The sequence below is a fragment of the Chitinimonas prasina genome (assembly GCF_030160395.1).
GTDB lineage: Bacteria > Pseudomonadota > Gammaproteobacteria > Burkholderiales > Chitinimonadaceae > Chitinimonas > Chitinimonas prasina.
In genome coordinates, this window is the sequence record NZ_BSOG01000004.1 from 356,591 (window position 1) to 371,843 (window position 15,253).

Annotated in this window: 13 protein-coding genes; 8 read left to right on the top strand and 5 right to left on the bottom strand. The window is 60.4% G+C overall.

Annotation, left to right across the window (positions count from 1 at the left end; translation table 11 throughout):
- The first annotated feature begins 8 nt into the window (after positions 1-8).
- The 4 genes from QQK16_RS16810 (at position 9) to QQK16_RS16825 (ending at position 3,578) form a co-directional block, all read left to right on the top strand.
- On the top strand, positions 9-1,154 hold the full coding sequence (locus QQK16_RS16810; RefSeq protein ID WP_308447064.1) for an ABC transporter permease subunit: 1,146 nt from the start codon (positions 9-11) through the stop codon (positions 1,152-1,154).
- On the top strand, positions 1,147-1,932 hold the full coding sequence (locus QQK16_RS16815; RefSeq protein WP_284197630.1) for an ABC transporter ATP-binding protein: 786 nt from the start codon (positions 1,147-1,149) through the stop codon (positions 1,930-1,932). The genes QQK16_RS16810 and QQK16_RS16815 overlap by 8 nt, the downstream gene beginning before the upstream one ends.
- Before the next feature lie 17 nt (positions 1,933-1,949).
- Positions 1,950-2,672 carry an ABC transporter ATP-binding protein gene (locus tag QQK16_RS16820; protein ID WP_284197631.1) on the top strand — a complete coding sequence of 241 codons (723 nt, stop codon included), beginning with the start codon at positions 1,950-1,952 and terminating at the stop codon, positions 2,670-2,672.
- Between the two features lie 129 nt (positions 2,673-2,801).
- Positions 2,802-3,578: a competence/damage-inducible protein A gene (locus QQK16_RS16825; RefSeq protein ID WP_284197632.1), complete on the top strand. Its 777-nt coding sequence runs from the start codon at positions 2,802-2,804 to the stop codon at positions 3,576-3,578.
- Between the two features lie 9 nt (positions 3,579-3,587).
- Here the strand turns inward: QQK16_RS16825 and QQK16_RS16830 are convergent, their stop codons facing one another.
- Both QQK16_RS16830 and nudC read right to left on the bottom strand, forming a co-directional pair.
- Positions 3,588-4,478, bottom strand: a complete 891-nt coding sequence (locus QQK16_RS16830) for an ATP-grasp domain-containing protein (RefSeq protein WP_284197633.1) — start codon at positions 4,476-4,478, stop codon at positions 3,588-3,590.
- Positions 4,478-5,290, bottom strand: coding sequence for an NAD(+) diphosphatase (gene nudC / locus QQK16_RS16835; RefSeq protein WP_284197634.1), 813 nt, complete (start codon positions 5,288-5,290; stop codon positions 4,478-4,480). The genes QQK16_RS16830 and nudC overlap by 1 nt, the downstream gene beginning before the upstream one ends.
- Before the next feature lie 106 nt (positions 5,291-5,396).
- Between nudC and QQK16_RS16840 the strand changes: the two genes are divergently transcribed.
- The gene (locus QQK16_RS16840; protein ID WP_284197635.1) at positions 5,397-7,097 is read left to right on the top strand and encodes a methyl-accepting chemotaxis protein; all 1,701 of its coding nucleotides are present in this window, start codon (positions 5,397-5,399) and stop codon (positions 7,095-7,097) included.
- Positions 7,098-7,193: 96 nt separating this feature from the next.
- Here QQK16_RS16840 and QQK16_RS16845 read toward each other — a convergent pair whose 3' ends face one another.
- Entirely contained in the window at positions 7,194-7,496 is a 303-nt protein-coding gene (locus tag QQK16_RS16845; protein ID WP_284197636.1) for a PilZ domain-containing protein, read from the bottom strand.
- Between the two features lie 277 nt (positions 7,497-7,773).
- Here QQK16_RS16845 and QQK16_RS16850 point away from each other — a divergent pair, with 277 nt between their 5' ends.
- Positions 7,774-8,751 carry a serine hydrolase domain-containing protein gene (locus QQK16_RS16850; RefSeq protein WP_284197637.1) on the top strand — a complete coding sequence of 326 codons (978 nt, stop codon included), beginning with the start codon at positions 7,774-7,776 and terminating at the stop codon, positions 8,749-8,751.
- On the opposite strand, the gene QQK16_RS16855 is transcribed toward QQK16_RS16850, so the two are convergent.
- Complete coding sequence (locus tag QQK16_RS16855) at positions 8,735-9,910, bottom strand: amino acid aminotransferase (RefSeq protein WP_284197638.1); 1,176 nt, start codon at positions 9,908-9,910, stop codon at positions 8,735-8,737. The two genes, QQK16_RS16850 and QQK16_RS16855, sit on opposite strands and share 17 nt — an antisense overlap.
- A gap of 103 nt (positions 9,911-10,013) precedes the next feature.
- Positions 10,014-10,949 carry a DMT family transporter gene (locus tag QQK16_RS16860; RefSeq protein ID WP_284197639.1) on the bottom strand — a complete coding sequence of 312 codons (936 nt, stop codon included), beginning with the start codon at positions 10,947-10,949 and terminating at the stop codon, positions 10,014-10,016.
- A gap of 124 nt (positions 10,950-11,073) precedes the next feature.
- On the opposite strand from QQK16_RS16860, the gene QQK16_RS16865 reads away from it, so the two are divergent.
- Entirely contained in the window at positions 11,074-11,562 is a 489-nt protein-coding gene (locus QQK16_RS16865) for an Lrp/AsnC family transcriptional regulator (protein WP_284197640.1), read from the top strand.
- Between the two features lie 252 nt (positions 11,563-11,814).
- On the top strand, positions 11,815-15,253 hold a 3,439-nt coding region (locus QQK16_RS16870; RefSeq protein WP_284197641.1), incomplete at its 3' end, for a glycosyltransferase.

The following is a 15,253-nucleotide window of genomic DNA, read 5'->3' on the forward strand; positions in this document are numbered from 1 at the left end:
GAGAGAACATGCTAGCCAACATCAAACAATCCAAGCCAGCGGCCTACGCCGGCATGGCGATATTCGCCGTGGTACTGGCGGTGCTGCCGTTTGTCATGGGCGCCACCCTGGGCAATACCTGGGTGCGTAACCTCGACCTCGCCATGCTCTACATCATGCTGGCGCTGGGTCTTAACATCGTGGTGGGCTATGCCGGCCTGCTGGACCTGGGCTACATCGCCTTTTACGCTGTTGGGGCCTATGTCTATGCCCTGCTGAACTCGCCACACCTGGTACCCATGCTGTCAGGTACGGGCTTCGAGTGGCTGTTGCACATGCCTTTGCTGGTGGTGTTACCGCTGGCGGCGCTGTTGGCGGGCATATTCGGTGTGCTGCTGGGCTCACCCACGCTGAAGTTGCGTGGTGACTACCTGGCCATCGTGACCCTGGGTTTTGGCGAGATCGTCCGCCTGTTCATGAACAACCTGGATCGCCCCATCAACATCACCAACGGCCCGCAAGGCGTGAACCTGATCGAACCCGTGTCGCTGTTCGGCCACAAGTTCTCCCAGGCCATCACCGTGTTCGGCATCGAGTTCCGTAGCGTCCACCTCTACTACTACCTGTTCCTGGCACTGGCGCTGTTGATCATCGTGGTTTCCATCCGCCTGCAAAGCTCGCGTATCGGCCGTGCCTGGGTAGCCATACGGGAAGACGAGATTGCGGCACAGGCCATGGGTATCAACACCCGTAACGTCAAGCTGCTGGCCTTCGCCATGGGTGCCAGCTTTGGTGGTGTCTCTGGCGCCATGTTTGCCAGCTTCCAAGGTTTTGTCTCCCCCGAGAGCTTCATCCTGATGGAGTCCATCGTGGTACTGGCCATGGTGGTGCTGGGCGGCATGGGTCACATCCCCGGCGTCATTCTGGGTGCGATACTGCTGTTCCTCACCCCCGAGGTACTGCGTGACGTAGTCAACCCCCTGCAGGACAAGCTGATAGGCGAGCGCCTGGTCAACCCCGAGAACCTACGCATGCTGCTGTTCGGCATTGCCCTGATCTTCGTCATGCTGGTACGTCCGGAGGGTCTGTGGCCTTCCAAGCAACGCAAGGCTGAGTTCCATGAGGACGATGACCTCAAGGTCAAGGATGCAGAGAAGGAGGCCGCTCATGGCTAATCAAGCAAATGGCGAAGTCCTGTTGGAGATTTCCGGCATACACAAGCGCTTTGGTGGCCTGCATGCCCTCAGCGATGTGGCCCTGTCCATCAACAAGGGCGAGATCTACGGCCTGATCGGCCCCAATGGCGCTGGCAAGACCACACTGTTCAACGTGTTGACCGGTCTGTACCAACCCGACGAAGGCAAGTTCACCTTCAAGGGCATAGACCTGTTCCGCAAGAAGCCCAATGTGGTGGTGGAAAGCGGTATCGCCCGGACCTTCCAGAACATCCGTCTGTTCCACAACATGACGGCTCTGGAGAACGTGATGGTTGGGCGCCATGTCCGTACCCGTGCCAACGTGCTGGGGGCGGTCTTCCGTGACCCCAAGACCCGTGCCGAAGAGGCTGGCATCCATGAACGGGCGCAGTCGCTGCTCGACTATGTAGGGATACGCAAGCACGGCGGCGAGTTTGCCAAGAATCTGTCCTATGGTGACCAGCGCCGCCTGGAAATCGCCCGCGCACTGGCAACCGACCCGCAGTTGCTGGCGCTGGACGAGCCGGCTGCCGGCATGAACCCCAAGGAAACCGACGACCTGAAGAAGCTCATGGAGAAGATACGCAACGATGGCGTCACCATCCTGCTGATCGAACATGACGTGAAGCTGATGATGGGCTTGTGCGACCGTATTGCCGTACTGGACTACGGCAAGAAGATTGCCGAAGGCGTACCTGAAGAGGTCAAGAACAACCCGCGCGTGATCGAGGCCTACCTCGGTGCGTCGCCGGACTGAGCGGGTAAGGACATAGCATGAGCGAACAGAAAACACTGCTGGAAGTAAAAGGCCTGCAGGTTGCCTATGGCGGCATCCAGGCCGTCAAAGGCATAGACCTGGAGATCAAGCAGGGCGAGCTGGTGGCCTTGATCGGCGCCAACGGCGCAGGCAAGACCACCACCCTCAAGACCCTGGTGGGCATGGTCAAGCCGGCTGCCGGCACCATCATCTACAACGGCGAGGACAGCACCCGCATTCCGGTGCATCACTATGTCTCTCGTGGCCTGGCCATGGTGCCGGAAGGCCGTGGCATCTTCCCCCGCCTGACGGTGGAGGAAAACCTGTGGATGGGCGCCTACTACCGCAACGACAAGGCCGAGATCCTGATGGATCTGGAGCGGGTCTACGGTCTTTTTCCACGTCTGAAGGAGCGCTACAAGCAGTTGGCCGGTACGCTGTCCGGCGGTGAACAGCAAATGGTGGCCATGGGCCGCGCCATACTCAGCCGCCCCAAGCTGCTGCTGCTGGACGAGCCCTCCATGGGTCTCGCCCCCATCATCGTGCAGAAGATCTTCGAGATCATCCGGCAGATTGCCAGCGAAGGCGTGACCATGCTGCTGGTGGAACAGAACGCCAAGCTGGCGCTCAAGACCGCCAATCGTGGCTATGTGATGGAAAGTGGCCGTATCACTTACGCCGACAGCGCCGATGCCCTGCTGGCCAATGAAAAGGTACAGCACGCCTATCTGGGCGAATAAGCTCGTTGTACCGAGTCATGCAGCCCGCTCGGCCCGCCCCTAGGCGGGCCGTTTTCATCGTGCCATGATGGAGGGACACCTTGGCCCGGTCAGGGTCGCCAGTACCTCTCGACACGGAGTATCCCAAGCATGCCCCAGCAATTTGGCGTCATCATCGTCGGCGACGAGATTCTCTCCGGCCGGCGCGAAGACAAGCATTTGCGCTTTGCCGCCCAAGAACTGAACAGCCGCGGATTGCAGCTCGCCTGGGCCCGCTACATCGGCGACGATCCAGCCGCACAGACCGCCCTATATAGGGAGACGCTGGCTGGCGAATGCATCGTTTTCAGCTTTGGCGGTATCGGCGCCACGCCCGATGACCATAGCAGGCAGGCTGCCGCAGCAGCAGCGGGCTTGCCCCTGGTACAGCACCCAGAAGCAACCGCGCTGATTACCGAGCGCTTTGGCGAAGCGGCCTACCCCAACCGTATCCGCATGGCGCAGCTACCCGACGGCTGCCAGCTGATCCCCAACCCCATCAATCAGATCGCCGGTTTTAGCCTGGCACGGCACTACTTCGTACCGGGCTTTCCCGAGATGGCCCACCCCATGGTGCGCTGGGTGCTGGATCAGCACTATCGCCACCTGGGTATTGTGGAAGAGATCGCCAGCCTGATCGTGCCCGACGCCAAGGAGGGTGACCTGATCGAACTGATGGAGAACCTGCTGGCGCGCCATCCGGATATCAAGCTTTCCTGCCTGCCCAGCTACGGCAACGCCCGCCACAGCGGCCTGCACATCGAATTCACCCTGAGCGCCCCACCAGGCCTGTCTGGCCCGGCCGCCGAGTGGCTATCACAAGCCTTGCTGACGATGGGCTACCAACCCGGCCCCGTAAGCGTGAAGCAGCCGCAAGCGACCGCCTAGCAGTTACAGCTAAGTGTCCAAACGCCGGGCAATGGCCGCCGCCAGGGCATCGGCCGCCGGGGGATGGAAGCGCAGGAACAACTCTGGCTCTATCAGTTCCAGCTCCATCAGGCGGCACCCTTCTGGCGTCACCACAAAATCTACCCTGGCGTAGGCCGGCAGACTTGGGCAGGCGGCGACGGCGGCCTCGGCAAAGGCCACCTCGGCCCTGCTCGGCACATAAGGCTGAACCGTGCCACCATGGTCGTCCTGCACCCGAAAATCCCCTGCCTTGGGCATTTTGCGTATGGCGTGGGTGTAACGGCCATCCATCACCATCAGCGACACCTCGCCCAGGGCAAGAATCTCAGGCTGGAATGGCTGCAGCAGCATGTCCTCGCCAGCCACACAGGCCGCAAACACCGATTGCAGCGCCAGCAGTTCCGAGCCCGTGGCACGGTAGGTCAATCGGGCACTGCCAGACACGGCCGGCTTGAACACCACGGCATCCCAGCCCTGCTCTGCCGCCAGTTGCACCAAGCTGGCCGAATCTCCCCGTGCCACAAAACGGGTAGGCACTATCGCCACGCCCGCCTGCGCCAGATCAGCCAGGTAGTGCTTGTCGATATTCCAGCGCAGCAGCGGCAAAGGGTTGAGCAGCATGGTCTGGACGTCGGCGCCCGCCAGCCAGGCCGAGAAGGCATCGTAACGATGGAAATAGTCCCAGGTAGAACGCAGCACCGCACAACGTGTCTTGCGCCAGTCCACTTGGCCATCAGCCCAGTCGGCGCGCTGGCTCTGCAGGCCCAATGCAGCTAACGCCGTTGCCAGCAAGCGCTCCTCGTGGTGTATCTGGCTTACATACCAGTCATCAGGCTGTGCCGCCAGATAGGGGCCAGCCGTCACCAGCGTCACATCCATCAGCTCGCCGCCCCTTGCATGGCAGCCACCGTATCGCGTATCAGGTGTCCCGCTATGCTGAAGCGAGGCGGTATGCCCGGTAGGCCATCCAGCGGGAACCAGGCAGCATGCTCGATCTCCCCGGCCTGCGGCACGATTTCGCCCCCTACCCAGCGTGCGGTAAAGGCCAGCATGAAACTATGCGGAAAAGGCCAGCTCTGACTGCCGTAGTAGCGTAGATCGCTGACCTGCAGCCCCACCTCCTCCTCCACCTCGCGCACCACGCACTCCTCCAGGGTTTCGCCTGGCTCCACAAAGCCCGCGAGCGCGCTGTAAATGCCCGGTGTAAATCCCGGCGAGCGCGCCAGCAGCAGCTCACCCTCCCGCCACACCAAGGCCATCATGGCTGGGCTCAGGCGGGGGTAGGCCAGTTGGCCGCAACTGGGGCAGACGCGCGCGCGCTCGCCAGGCTTGTGCTCGGTTGGCGTGGCGCAGGCGCCACAGTAGCGGTGGGTCCTATCCCATTCCACTATCTGTGCCGCCCGCACCGCCAGGTTGAGCAACGGTGCCGGCATCTGCATCATGGCGGCGCGCAAGGCCATGGGCTGCCAGCCGTCAGGCACATCCGGCAGGGTAATGGCCCAGCAATCCAGGCCATCCAGCCTGCCCAGATAGTGCCGGCTACTCGCAGTCGGTTCGAAATCCAGTACTGGCACCGGTGCCAATGCCGCCCCTTCCACTGCGGGCAGCAATAGTTTGCCCGCCACAAAGAACAGGCGCCAGGCCAGCGGGCTTGGGGTATCCAGCAGTTGCACAGCAGGAGAAAACATCATAACTAGAGTCAGGAAGCGGGGAAGTGACGCAGTATAGCTGCCAGGATATCGGCTATCGCTTATAGTTTCCTCATAAAAAAGCCAAGTCAACGCGGAGAACAAAGCGATGCGCAAGCCACTGAACTGGACCTTCAAGCTCCCCCACCTACCTGCTGCCAAGTCTGGGGGCTGGTCGCTGCGCAACCACTCTCTCAAGGTCAAGCTGCTGGCCATTTTCTTTGTCGCCAACTTCATCACAGGTGTGCTCTATACCAGCTACGCCTACTACCTCAAATCGCAGACCGTACTGGCCGGCATCGATGGCAAGCTGGTCGCCGCAGCCAACGCAGCGCCTGATCTGGTGGGTGACAGCTATATCTCACGCGGTAGCTCTGCAGGCGGGATATCCGATACCGAATACACCCGTGTAGGCGAGAAGCTGCGACAACTGGCCGACAAGGTAGGCCTGAGCTACCTGTATTTTGTTGGCAGCAGCGACGGCAAGCTGGTTTACCTGGCTGACGGCTTCAGCGCCGAGGACAAGAAGAAGGACACCTACCACAAGCACTTTGCCAACTTCACCAGCGCCCCGCAGGCTGCCAAGGCCGCCTTAAGCCAGGGCAAGGAAAGCTATGCCGACTACGACGCCAACGGCCCCCTGCGCGCCGTTCTGGTGCCCTTCAAGACAGAGAACGGCAAGGTCTACCTGATTGGCGCCGATGTCAGGGTTGACCATATCAGCAAGGAACTGGCAACCACCTTCTTCTACTCGATCGGCATTGGCGCAGTGGGCTTCATCCTGGGCATGTTGGTTTCTTACCTGCTGGTGGGCATTATCGTCCGGCGGGTGCAGGCCATCAGCCAGACCATCGATACCATCGCCCGCGACAAGAACCTCACCCTGCAAGTCGATGCCAGCCATGGCGATGAGCTGGGCCATATCGCCCGCAATCTCAACGAACTGATGGCCAGCTTCCGGCAGGCACTGGGCGAAGCCAAGTCAGCCTCAGGCGGCAATGCGCGCATTTCCACCGAGTTTGTCGAACAGACTGCGGCCATCTCCAGCGACACCATACAAGCCGCCGAGGGCCTGGACGTGGTCACCCACCGCGCCGACGAGATCGCCAGCGTCACCGCCCAGTCGGCCGAGCGTGCCAATAGCCTGCGGGCCGAGATAGGCAAGGTGGAAGCCATGCTGGGCAATGCCCGCCAGCAAATCGATACCATGACTGGCCAGATCGAAGCCGGCGCCCAGGCCAATCGCGAGTTCACCGGTGCCTTCAAGACACTGTCGGGCAATGTCCGCGAGATCACCGGCATACTTCGCACCATTGCCGATATCTCAGAACAGACCAATCTGCTGGCGCTGAACGCAGCCATCGAAGCCGCCCGTGCTGGTGAAATGGGCCGTGGCTTTGCCGTTGTGGCGGATGAGGTACGCAAACTCGCAGGGCAAACCAAGGAGACCCTGGGCAAGACCAACGAGATGGTCAGCCGCATCCTGTCCACCATCGAAGCCACCAGCAAGCAGGTTGACGATCAGGCACGCCAGATTGATGGCCTGGTGGCCGCCTCCGGCACGGTAGATGCCGCTATCGCCAGCACCGCCGAGCTGATGTCCCAGACCAGCGGCGTGGTGGGTGAAAGCGCCCAGGACGCCGATGCCGCCCGGCAATCGGTCGATGCCATACGGGAGGCATTGCTGGCGCTGAACGCCACCATGCAGGCCAATCGCGACAAGGCAGAGGGCATGGGCGAGGCTGCGCGGCAGTTGGGTGAGACCTCACAGCAGCTCGATGGCACGTTGGCGGTGTTCCGTACCGAGTAAGCCTCGCCGCCCCCTCGCCTGGCAGCGCTTCTTGCCAGACAACAAAACGGCGACTTGGTGTCGCCGTTTTGTTTTCGGTGAACTCAGCCCAAAGCTTCAGGTCAGTATCTGGACGATCTCAAGGCCAATTTCATAGGTCAACCCAGCTTCGATCTCATGGCAGCGACGTACCTTCACCCTGGCTGTCATTGGCGGTACCGGCTTGCCACCGCTGCGCGGCGGCATCACCGTCACCTCAAGCTCCTCGTCGTGGCGGGGCACGAAGTTGCTATGTATCGTGAGGCCGCCAACAGAAAGGTCGGTACAGGTGCCGTAATAGCTCGGCCCGATATCCAGAGTGCGGATACGCGCGGGACAGGCTACCGGAACGCGGCGGGCTGTACGTTTATCGCGGCTCATGGCCGGCCTTTGAGTTGAATTCGCATGCTTTGCAGGGATGAATGGCTCTCTCCATAAGCATAATCTGAAAAAGTCGCATCCAGAAACATTACGATGCAGAGAATCGCCTGAGAGGTGCTTGTATCGCCGAACAACTCGCGTTCAAAGCGCGATCCAAGTGCCTTTTCAAAGAACAGCCATGCCTTCGCCCAGGACGTTACAGCGGTTGCAGTCGTGACGGTGGCACTGGGCGTACCAGTAGCCGAGACTCCGCACCACCTCTCCACCGGCCCCCACCATGCTACTTGCACTGATCAGCCCTCTGGCGCTGGCTACCCACCCGCTACCATCCTATACCGCCGCCCTGGCCCAGTTGCCAGACCGGCCATTCCGGGGGGTGGCCCTGATCAGCCGTGCGGGTGCCACCCTATGGCAATACCAGCAACTCGCCGCTACCGATCTGCCGCCGCGCTTTGTCATCGGCTCGCTGACCAAGCAGATCACCGCAGCCATCGTCCTGCGCGAGGTGGATGCCGGCCGCGCCCAGCTGGATGCACCGGTAGGCAAGTATCTTCCACAGCTCGACCCTGCCTGGCGTAGCCAAGTCACCTTGCGCCAGCTGCTTGACCACACAGCGGGCCTGACGGGTGACGCTGGCCCGCCCAGCACCCCGCCCGGCAGCCAGTTTGCCTATTCCAATCGAGGTTACGATCTGCTGGGCCAGGTAGCGGCCAGCAGCAGCGGGCAAAGCTATGCACAACTGGCCAAGGAAGTATTCCAGCTGTGCGGCATGCACAGCGCCGCCGTGCAGGACCAGCAGCCCAGGCAGCCAGGCCTGCATGAACAAGAGGATGGTGCGCTACTGCCAGGCAAGGGCGCGGCCGCCATCGCCTCCGGCGGCATCGTTGCCAGTGCCGATGACCTGGTACGGTGGCAAGCCTGCCTGCACGGGGGCAAGCTACTGTCGTCGGCCAGCTATCGCGCCATGGTCAGCCCCAGTAGCGAGCGGCCACATCGCTGGGGCACGCTGGCTTATGGACTGGGTTTGCAGATCAGCCAGGCCGATGGCTTGCTCGAATACAGCCATAGCGGCTATACCGCAGGCTACATCGCTACCCTCACCTACTATCCGGCCAGCCAGACCAGCATGGTGGTATTGGAAAGCACCAGCTGGCGCAGCAGCGATATCGTCAGGGCCTTCGCCCCCCACGATAGCTTGAGGGCACTGTTAAGACAGCACCTTCAGGCCCCATCGGCAATCAGCCAGCCTGGCTAACCTGCGCAACCGCATCGGCCAGCTCATCGATGCGGCTCTCATCCAGGCCCGCCAGATTGATGCGGCCACCTGCCACCAGGTAGATGGCAAATTCATCGCGCAGCCGGGCGATCGCCGCGTCGCTTAGTGGCAACATGGAGAACATGCCTTTGTGCTTGCGCAGGTAGTCTGCCGCCAGGCCGCGCTGCGCCAATGCTGTAGCCAGCCTGTCGCGACTAGCCAGCATGCGCAGGCGCATGGCTTCGAGCTCGACCTGCCAGCTGGCCCGCAAGTCATCAGACGCCATGATCATGGCCACGATCTCGGCACCATGGTCCGGCGGCATGGTGTAGCTGCGCCGCGCCAGTTCGAACAACTTGCCGCGCACCAGCGCAGGCTGCGCCGATTTCACCATGGCAGCGCCAGTACGCTCGCGATACAGGCCAAAATGCTTGGAGCACGAATACACCAGCAGCATTTCGGGGCAAGCCGCAGCCAATACCCGCAAACCGGCGGCATCCTGTTCCAGCCCATCGCCAAAACCCTGGTAGGCCATATCGACAAACGGCAGGAATCCCTGTGCCTGCGCCATGGTGGCAATCGCCTGCCAATCGGCCAGGGTCAGGTCCAGGCCACTGGGGTTGTGGCAGCAGCCATGCAGCAGCAGCACATCATCCTGGCCCAAGCCCGCCACCGCCTCAAGAAAGGCCTCGCGCCGCAGGGTGCCTGTCGCCACGTCCAGATAGGGATAGCGCTCAACCGCCAGGCCGGCAGCCTGCATGATGGGCGCGTGGTTCACATAGCTGGGGTCGCTGATCCAGACCTTGGCATGACGCCGGCTGGCGGCAATCAGGTCTGCCACCAAGCGCAAGGCACCGCTGGCCCCAGGGGTCTGTATGGTCACCCAGGCGCTGGCGTCAGCCTCCTGCCCCAGCACCAGTTGCTCCACGCAACGGTTGAAGCGCAGATTGCCCGCCAGGCCAACGTAGCTCTTGCTGGGCTGATTGGCCGCAAGCTGCTGTTCCGCCTCGCGCACTGCCGCCATCACAGGCGTGTTGCCGGCGGCATCGCGATACACCCCCACGCCCAGATCCAGCTTGTGGGTGCGGCCATCTGCGCGGAAAGCCTCCGCTACCGACAATATCGGATCAACAGCCGCAGGGCTCAGATTCTGGAACATGGGTGACTCCAAGTAAAAATAGGTAAGAAACACGCAAGCGCGCCGCGAGCAAGTACCAGGACGTTGCACCTGCAGAGAGTATGAGCCGGCAGTGGCGCCAACCCTATCGGGACAAACGGTGGGTCAGCACCACGCCAGCCACGATCAAGCCCATGCCCAGCAGGGACGCCAGCGTGGGCACTTCCCCAAACAAGGGCAGTGCCAGCACCGACGCGACTACCGGCGTCAATGCACCCGCAGCCGCCGCCCGACCAGCACCCAAGCGAGCAATGGCAAAGGCGTAGCAGAGCGTGGACAGCAAGCCCACACCCAAGCCCTGCACCGCGACATGGAAACCCAGCGACGCCACCGGCAGGGCCAGCAGCCCGACGGGAGGATGCAGCACCAGCCAAACGGCCAGCAAAGCCAGCGAGCCACAGGAGATAACGGCAGCGCCCTCCCAAGGGCTGAGGCCAGACTGCTTGAGCGACACCGTGAAGTTGGCCCACATCAGGCTACCCAACAGGAACAAGCCATAGCCCTGCCAGATATCGCCACTGCCATGATTAAGCAAGAGCATCAGCACCACGCCGGCCGCGATCAAGCCCAGTGCCCGCAGCTTGACGCTGGCCCAGGCCTGGCCGTAAAGCAAGACGGAGATGGCCGCCACGAAAAGGGGCAAGGTGCCCGGTATCAGGGTCGCCCCATCGCTGACCGGTGCGTGCCGCATACCCAGGCCGGCCACCAGAAAGTAAGGCAAGCCACTGCCCGCCAGTATGCTTAGTAGATGGTGCAGGGGCACGGCTGCAATGCGCCGCCACTGCCGCAGCAGCACAGGCAGAAACACCAGGCCCGCCGGGCCAAAACGCACCAGCGCCAGCTCATCCGGCGCCAGGTTGGCACGCGCACCGGCACGTAGCGACAAGAAGAACCCCGCCCAGATCAATACCGTCACCACCAGCGCAGCCACCCCCAGCATCACGCCACGGCGCTGCGCATCAAGGGTGTCGACCAGGCCACCGGCAGGCAGCGTCAGGCGGGCATCGACAGGGGTAGTCATGGCAGAACTCCAGCGGGGCGGGGAATGCGCAAATTATCCGCCGCAAGCCAGGGTGTTTATGGGCATAGTTCGCATGGCAGCTCACCGATATTGGCAATATCCACCAATCAACCCCACAATATGAGTGGAAACCACCAAGACTACTCAGACCATGGACCGCATAGACAGGCAGATGCTGCAGCTGTTGCAACAGGAAGGCCGGCTCAGCACGGTAGAACTGGCCGAGCGCGTCGCCCTCTCGCCCTCGCCTTGCGCACGCCGGCTCAAGCGGCTGGAAGACAGCGGCATCATCAGCAGCTACCGGGCCGTACTCAACCGCAAGCTGCTGCAGTTGGCCACCACGGTATTCGTCAACGTACGGCTGATGCACCACCGCGAAGACGCCGTCAGGCTGTTTGAAGAAGCCGTCACCACCATGGACGAGGTGATCGCCTGCCACGTGGTGTCGGGCGCTTTCGATTACCTATTGGAAGTCGTGGTGCGCGACCTGCCCGACTACGAAAAACTGGTGCGCAAGCTCCAGGCACTCAGCATGGTGCAGGACATCACCAGCAACTTCGCCATACGCACCGTAAAGAGCGGCACGCCACTGCCCCTGCCTGGGCAGCTTTAAGCGCTGCTAGCGGCACCCAGCGCTGCGGTTCTGGCTGGGCGGGCAAGTGCTGGCACGCAGCAGGCGCGGGCGGCGGACAGTACACGGGTACGGTGTGGATTCTGCTTGAACTGATCACTCGTGCTTGCCGGTCAAGATCGTGCTGCAGATTTTTCATGCGTACGTTGCTAAGCAGGTGACCTGTGATGGATCATTGGCAGCTTATCTGCGCTATTTACACCACCTCAGTGGACTCAATTTATGGCACATCCTATGAAAACACTGATAGCTTTTTCGGACCGCTGGGGAACGCAATTTGGTGGTATCAACAGCTTTAACCAAGATTTACTAACCCACTTTGCTATTGCATTTCATGGGCGTGTCCGGACGGTTTGCGTTGTGCTTGAAACGGATGATGCCCAGATTCTGGAAGCGAAAGACAGACTGGTTCAACTGGTTTCACTTAACTTGATTGGAAGAAAAGGGTTTCCGGCCGACCTGGCGCCTCAGGCAAAGGACGCGCTGCAGGCTCAAGGTGTTGAGATAGATGGCGCGCACACTGTCTGGCTTGGCCATGACCGCATCACGGGGGGCATCGCGATACGTGCAGCACAGCATTGTGGTGGCAAGTCTGCGCTTATTCACCACATGAGTTACAAGGATTACGAATCGTTCTGCGAAAACAGCGCAATGGCGCATCAGAAATTCACAGAGCAGAAAACGCTGTTTGAACAGGCTGATATCAAGCTGGCCGTTGGGCCATGGCTACGTGATGCGCTGGTTGACATGCTGGATGAGTCCCACATTGCCATGCTGGTGCCGGGAATGCCGGACATTCAAGTTAGGCAGAATCCCTCACGCAACTTTAAAGGCTTTATCAGCGGACGGCTCAGCGACGATGCCAAAAAACTCAAGCAGGGCCATTTGGGGGTGGCTGCCTTTGCCAATGCAATCAAGAAGGCGAGTGTCGATACAGCGCTCCCCGATGTGTTGCACGGCACGAATCAGCCGGCGTTGACGCTGAGGGGTGTCGATTTTGAGCAAAACGCCAGTTCTGATCACGCGGAGGCGGAAGCTGAACTGAAAAACTATGCCGAGCATCACGCAGGCCGTGTTTTTCCCATGAATGCCCTACCGTTTACCACCAATCGCGCGGAGCTGTTTGCGGATTTGCGCAATGCTAATGTAGCGATGATGCCATCCTGGCATGAAGGGTTTGGTTTGGTCGGATGGGAGGCGATTGCAGCTGGAGTACCGTTGATCGTCAGTCAGAAAAGCGGGCTTTATCGTTTGCTGCACGATTATGATGATGGCATTTTCAAAAATCTAGTGCATCCAATCGATGTCCTGGGCAGTCATGAAGAGCCCTTCTTCAAGGATCGCGATCTGGAGCAACTGACCCAGCTTATTCTGGAGGTCGCTAAAAATCCTCAGCAAGCTCGGGATAAGGCCATACGCTTGCGGCAATACTGTGCTGACAAATACAGCTGGGCTAATTGCGCGCAGGCACTGGCCGAAGCGCTGAATTGGGAGGAGGTGGTGCGCCCCCCGATAGCGCAGTCAGCGCCAAAGCATCAGCAGGTGCAAGCAGAATCTGCCCCGATGGCGACAACTAGTAAGCCCATGCTAGAAATGCCCCGTCCGGTTTGGCGCCCTGATGCTGGGCTGAGCCACAGCAGGCTACTGCAGGCAGAAGAAGCCGTTCTGCCCTTTGATGCGGATCGCGAGCCTTTTTTGCGTGAGCAGCTTGACTGGGCCAAGTCAATAGAATATCCCATTTCTCTTCGTTTGCTCACTGGCGTGGGCGGTACCGGAAAAACGCGCCTAGCGCTGGAGTTGTGTCTACGACTGAATGAAGAAGGCTGGCAAAGCGGCTTTTTACCCAACAAAGATGCGCAGATTGAAAACACGGTGCGTAGCCTGGCATTGACCAAACAGCCGGTCTGCCTAGTCATCGATTATGCAGAAACCCGTCAGCAGGAATTGCTGAAACTACTGAAAACGCTGCTGAAGGCCTCGCTGAATCATCCTTTCCGGATCGTACTACTGGCACGGGATGGGGGCGAATGGTGGGATCTGCTTGCGGGCAAAGACGCCGAATGCGAAGCATTGCTGGGGGGGCGAGCTACCACTGGCCCCTATACGCTGCCTAAGTTGCACGACTCCCAGGCAAGCCGGCTATCAGCGTATCGACGCGCCATGGCCGCATTTGCGGAACGACTCGCCACCCCCGAGCTGCTGGCCATTCCGCATTTGGCGGACGACCATTTCGGGCATCCGCTATATGTGCAGATGGTGGCGCTTCTGGCCTTGCATGGGGAGCAGCCCGGCTCTGCAGAGGCGGTAGCCCGGGCTTTGATTGGCCATGAGCGACGCTATTGGCAGAAAGTGCTTGCGGATATCCCAGCCAGTGCCACGCCTCACGAAGAGAGCGCCAGTTTGTTCATGGCACTGGCAACGCTGGTCAATGGTCTGCACACCCCGCGTGAGGGTGAGGCGTTGTGGGTTGACGCTGGCGAGGATAAGGCGCGGTTCAAATCGCTGTTCGGCAAATTAGCCCCGCTTTACCCTGGGCGCCAGGGAGTACAGGCCCTCCGGCCGGATTTATTGGGCGAAGCATTAGTCGCCCAAGTGCTGCTAGGGGTGAATGGGGCCAATTTGCTGCGCGCTGTGCTAGGGCACAAACAGGCTAGTGTGCGGCGCTCAGCGTTGACCGTGCTTGCCCGGCTGCTGCGGCACCGGGCCGAGCTTGCAGACATGATCGAACCTTTGTTGGGCGAGTATTTTTTAACCTGCGCCGACGACTTCGTCGCTGTGATGATTGAAACCCCGGGGCCGTTGTCTCATAGCATTGAGAACGCCTTTTCACTTCTGAATACGCAAAGAAAAAACCAAGTCAGCGGAATATTGGTAAAACACTTAACAGATGAAACTATCCCGCTCGTCGACTTGGGGGTTATGGTGTTCAAGGCTCAGCTGACAAAAATTGAATGCAAAGCAGGTCGTATCACCAGCGAAGATCAAGCCAATAAAGGTCGCACATTGGGTGATTTAGCTACTTGGCTTAGCTGGCAAGGTCTTATTAACGAGGCCGAGAAAAATGCCTTTCAGTCACTGGAAATCATGGAAAAGCTCGCCCGTGCCAAACCGGGGCGGTTTGAGCCCGATTGGGCGCTGTCACTGAGCAATTACGCCAGCCACCTGAGCGACTTGGGTCGTAGTGAGGAGGCGGCGGAGAAAGCTCTTCAGGCGCTGGAAATCCTGGAGAAACTCGCCCGTGCCAAACCGGAGCGGTTTGAGCCGGAATGGGCGACGTCACTGAGCAATTACGCCAGCCACCTGGGCAACTTGGGTCGTAGCGAGGAGGCGGCGGAGAAAACTCTTCAGGCGCTGGAAATCCTGGAGAAACTCGCCCGTGCCAAACCTGAGCGGTTTGAGCCGGAATGGGCAAGGTCACTGAGCAATTACGCCAGCCAGCTGAGCAACTTGGGTCGTAGCGAGGAGGCGGCAGAGAAAGCTCTTCAGGCCCTGGAAATCCGGGAGAAACTCGCCCGTGCCAAACCGGAGCGGTTTGAGCCAGATTGGGCAACGTCACTGAGCAATTACGCCAGCCACCTGGGCGACTTGGGTCGTAGTGAGGAGGCGGCGGAGAAAGCTCTTCAGGCCCTGGAAATCCGGGAGAAACTCGCCCGTGCCAAACCGGAGCGGTTTG

Bases quoted from the DNA above. Each gene is read 5' to 3' on its own strand.
- QQK16_RS16815 (WP_284197630.1), top strand. From the start codon at position 1,147: ATGGCTAATCAAGCAAATGGCGAAGTCCTGTTGGAGATTTCCGGCATA.
- QQK16_RS16850 (WP_284197637.1), top strand. From the start codon at position 7,774: ATGCTACTTGCACTGATCAGCCCTCTGGCGCTGGCTACCCACCCGCTA.
- QQK16_RS16810 (WP_308447064.1), top strand. From the start codon at position 9: ATGCTAGCCAACATCAAACAATCCAAGCCAGCGGCCTACGCCGGCATG.
- QQK16_RS16860 (WP_284197639.1), bottom strand. From the start codon at position 10,949: ATGACTACCCCTGTCGATGCCCGCCTGACGCTGCCTGCCGGTGGCCTG.
- QQK16_RS16840 (WP_284197635.1), top strand. From the start codon at position 5,397: ATGCGCAAGCCACTGAACTGGACCTTCAAGCTCCCCCACCTACCTGCT.
- QQK16_RS16820 (WP_284197631.1), top strand. From the start codon at position 1,950: ATGAGCGAACAGAAAACACTGCTGGAAGTAAAAGGCCTGCAGGTTGCC.
- QQK16_RS16855 (WP_284197638.1), bottom strand. From the start codon at position 9,910: ATGTTCCAGAATCTGAGCCCTGCGGCTGTTGATCCGATATTGTCGGTA.
- QQK16_RS16845 (WP_284197636.1), bottom strand. From the start codon at position 7,496: ATGAGCCGCGATAAACGTACAGCCCGCCGCGTTCCGGTAGCCTGTCCC.
- QQK16_RS16825 (WP_284197632.1), top strand. From the start codon at position 2,802: ATGCCCCAGCAATTTGGCGTCATCATCGTCGGCGACGAGATTCTCTCC.
- QQK16_RS16830 (WP_284197633.1), bottom strand. From the start codon at position 4,478: ATGGATGTGACGCTGGTGACGGCTGGCCCCTATCTGGCGGCACAGCCT.
- nudC (WP_284197634.1), bottom strand. From the start codon at position 5,290: ATGATGTTTTCTCCTGCTGTGCAACTGCTGGATACCCCAAGCCCGCTG.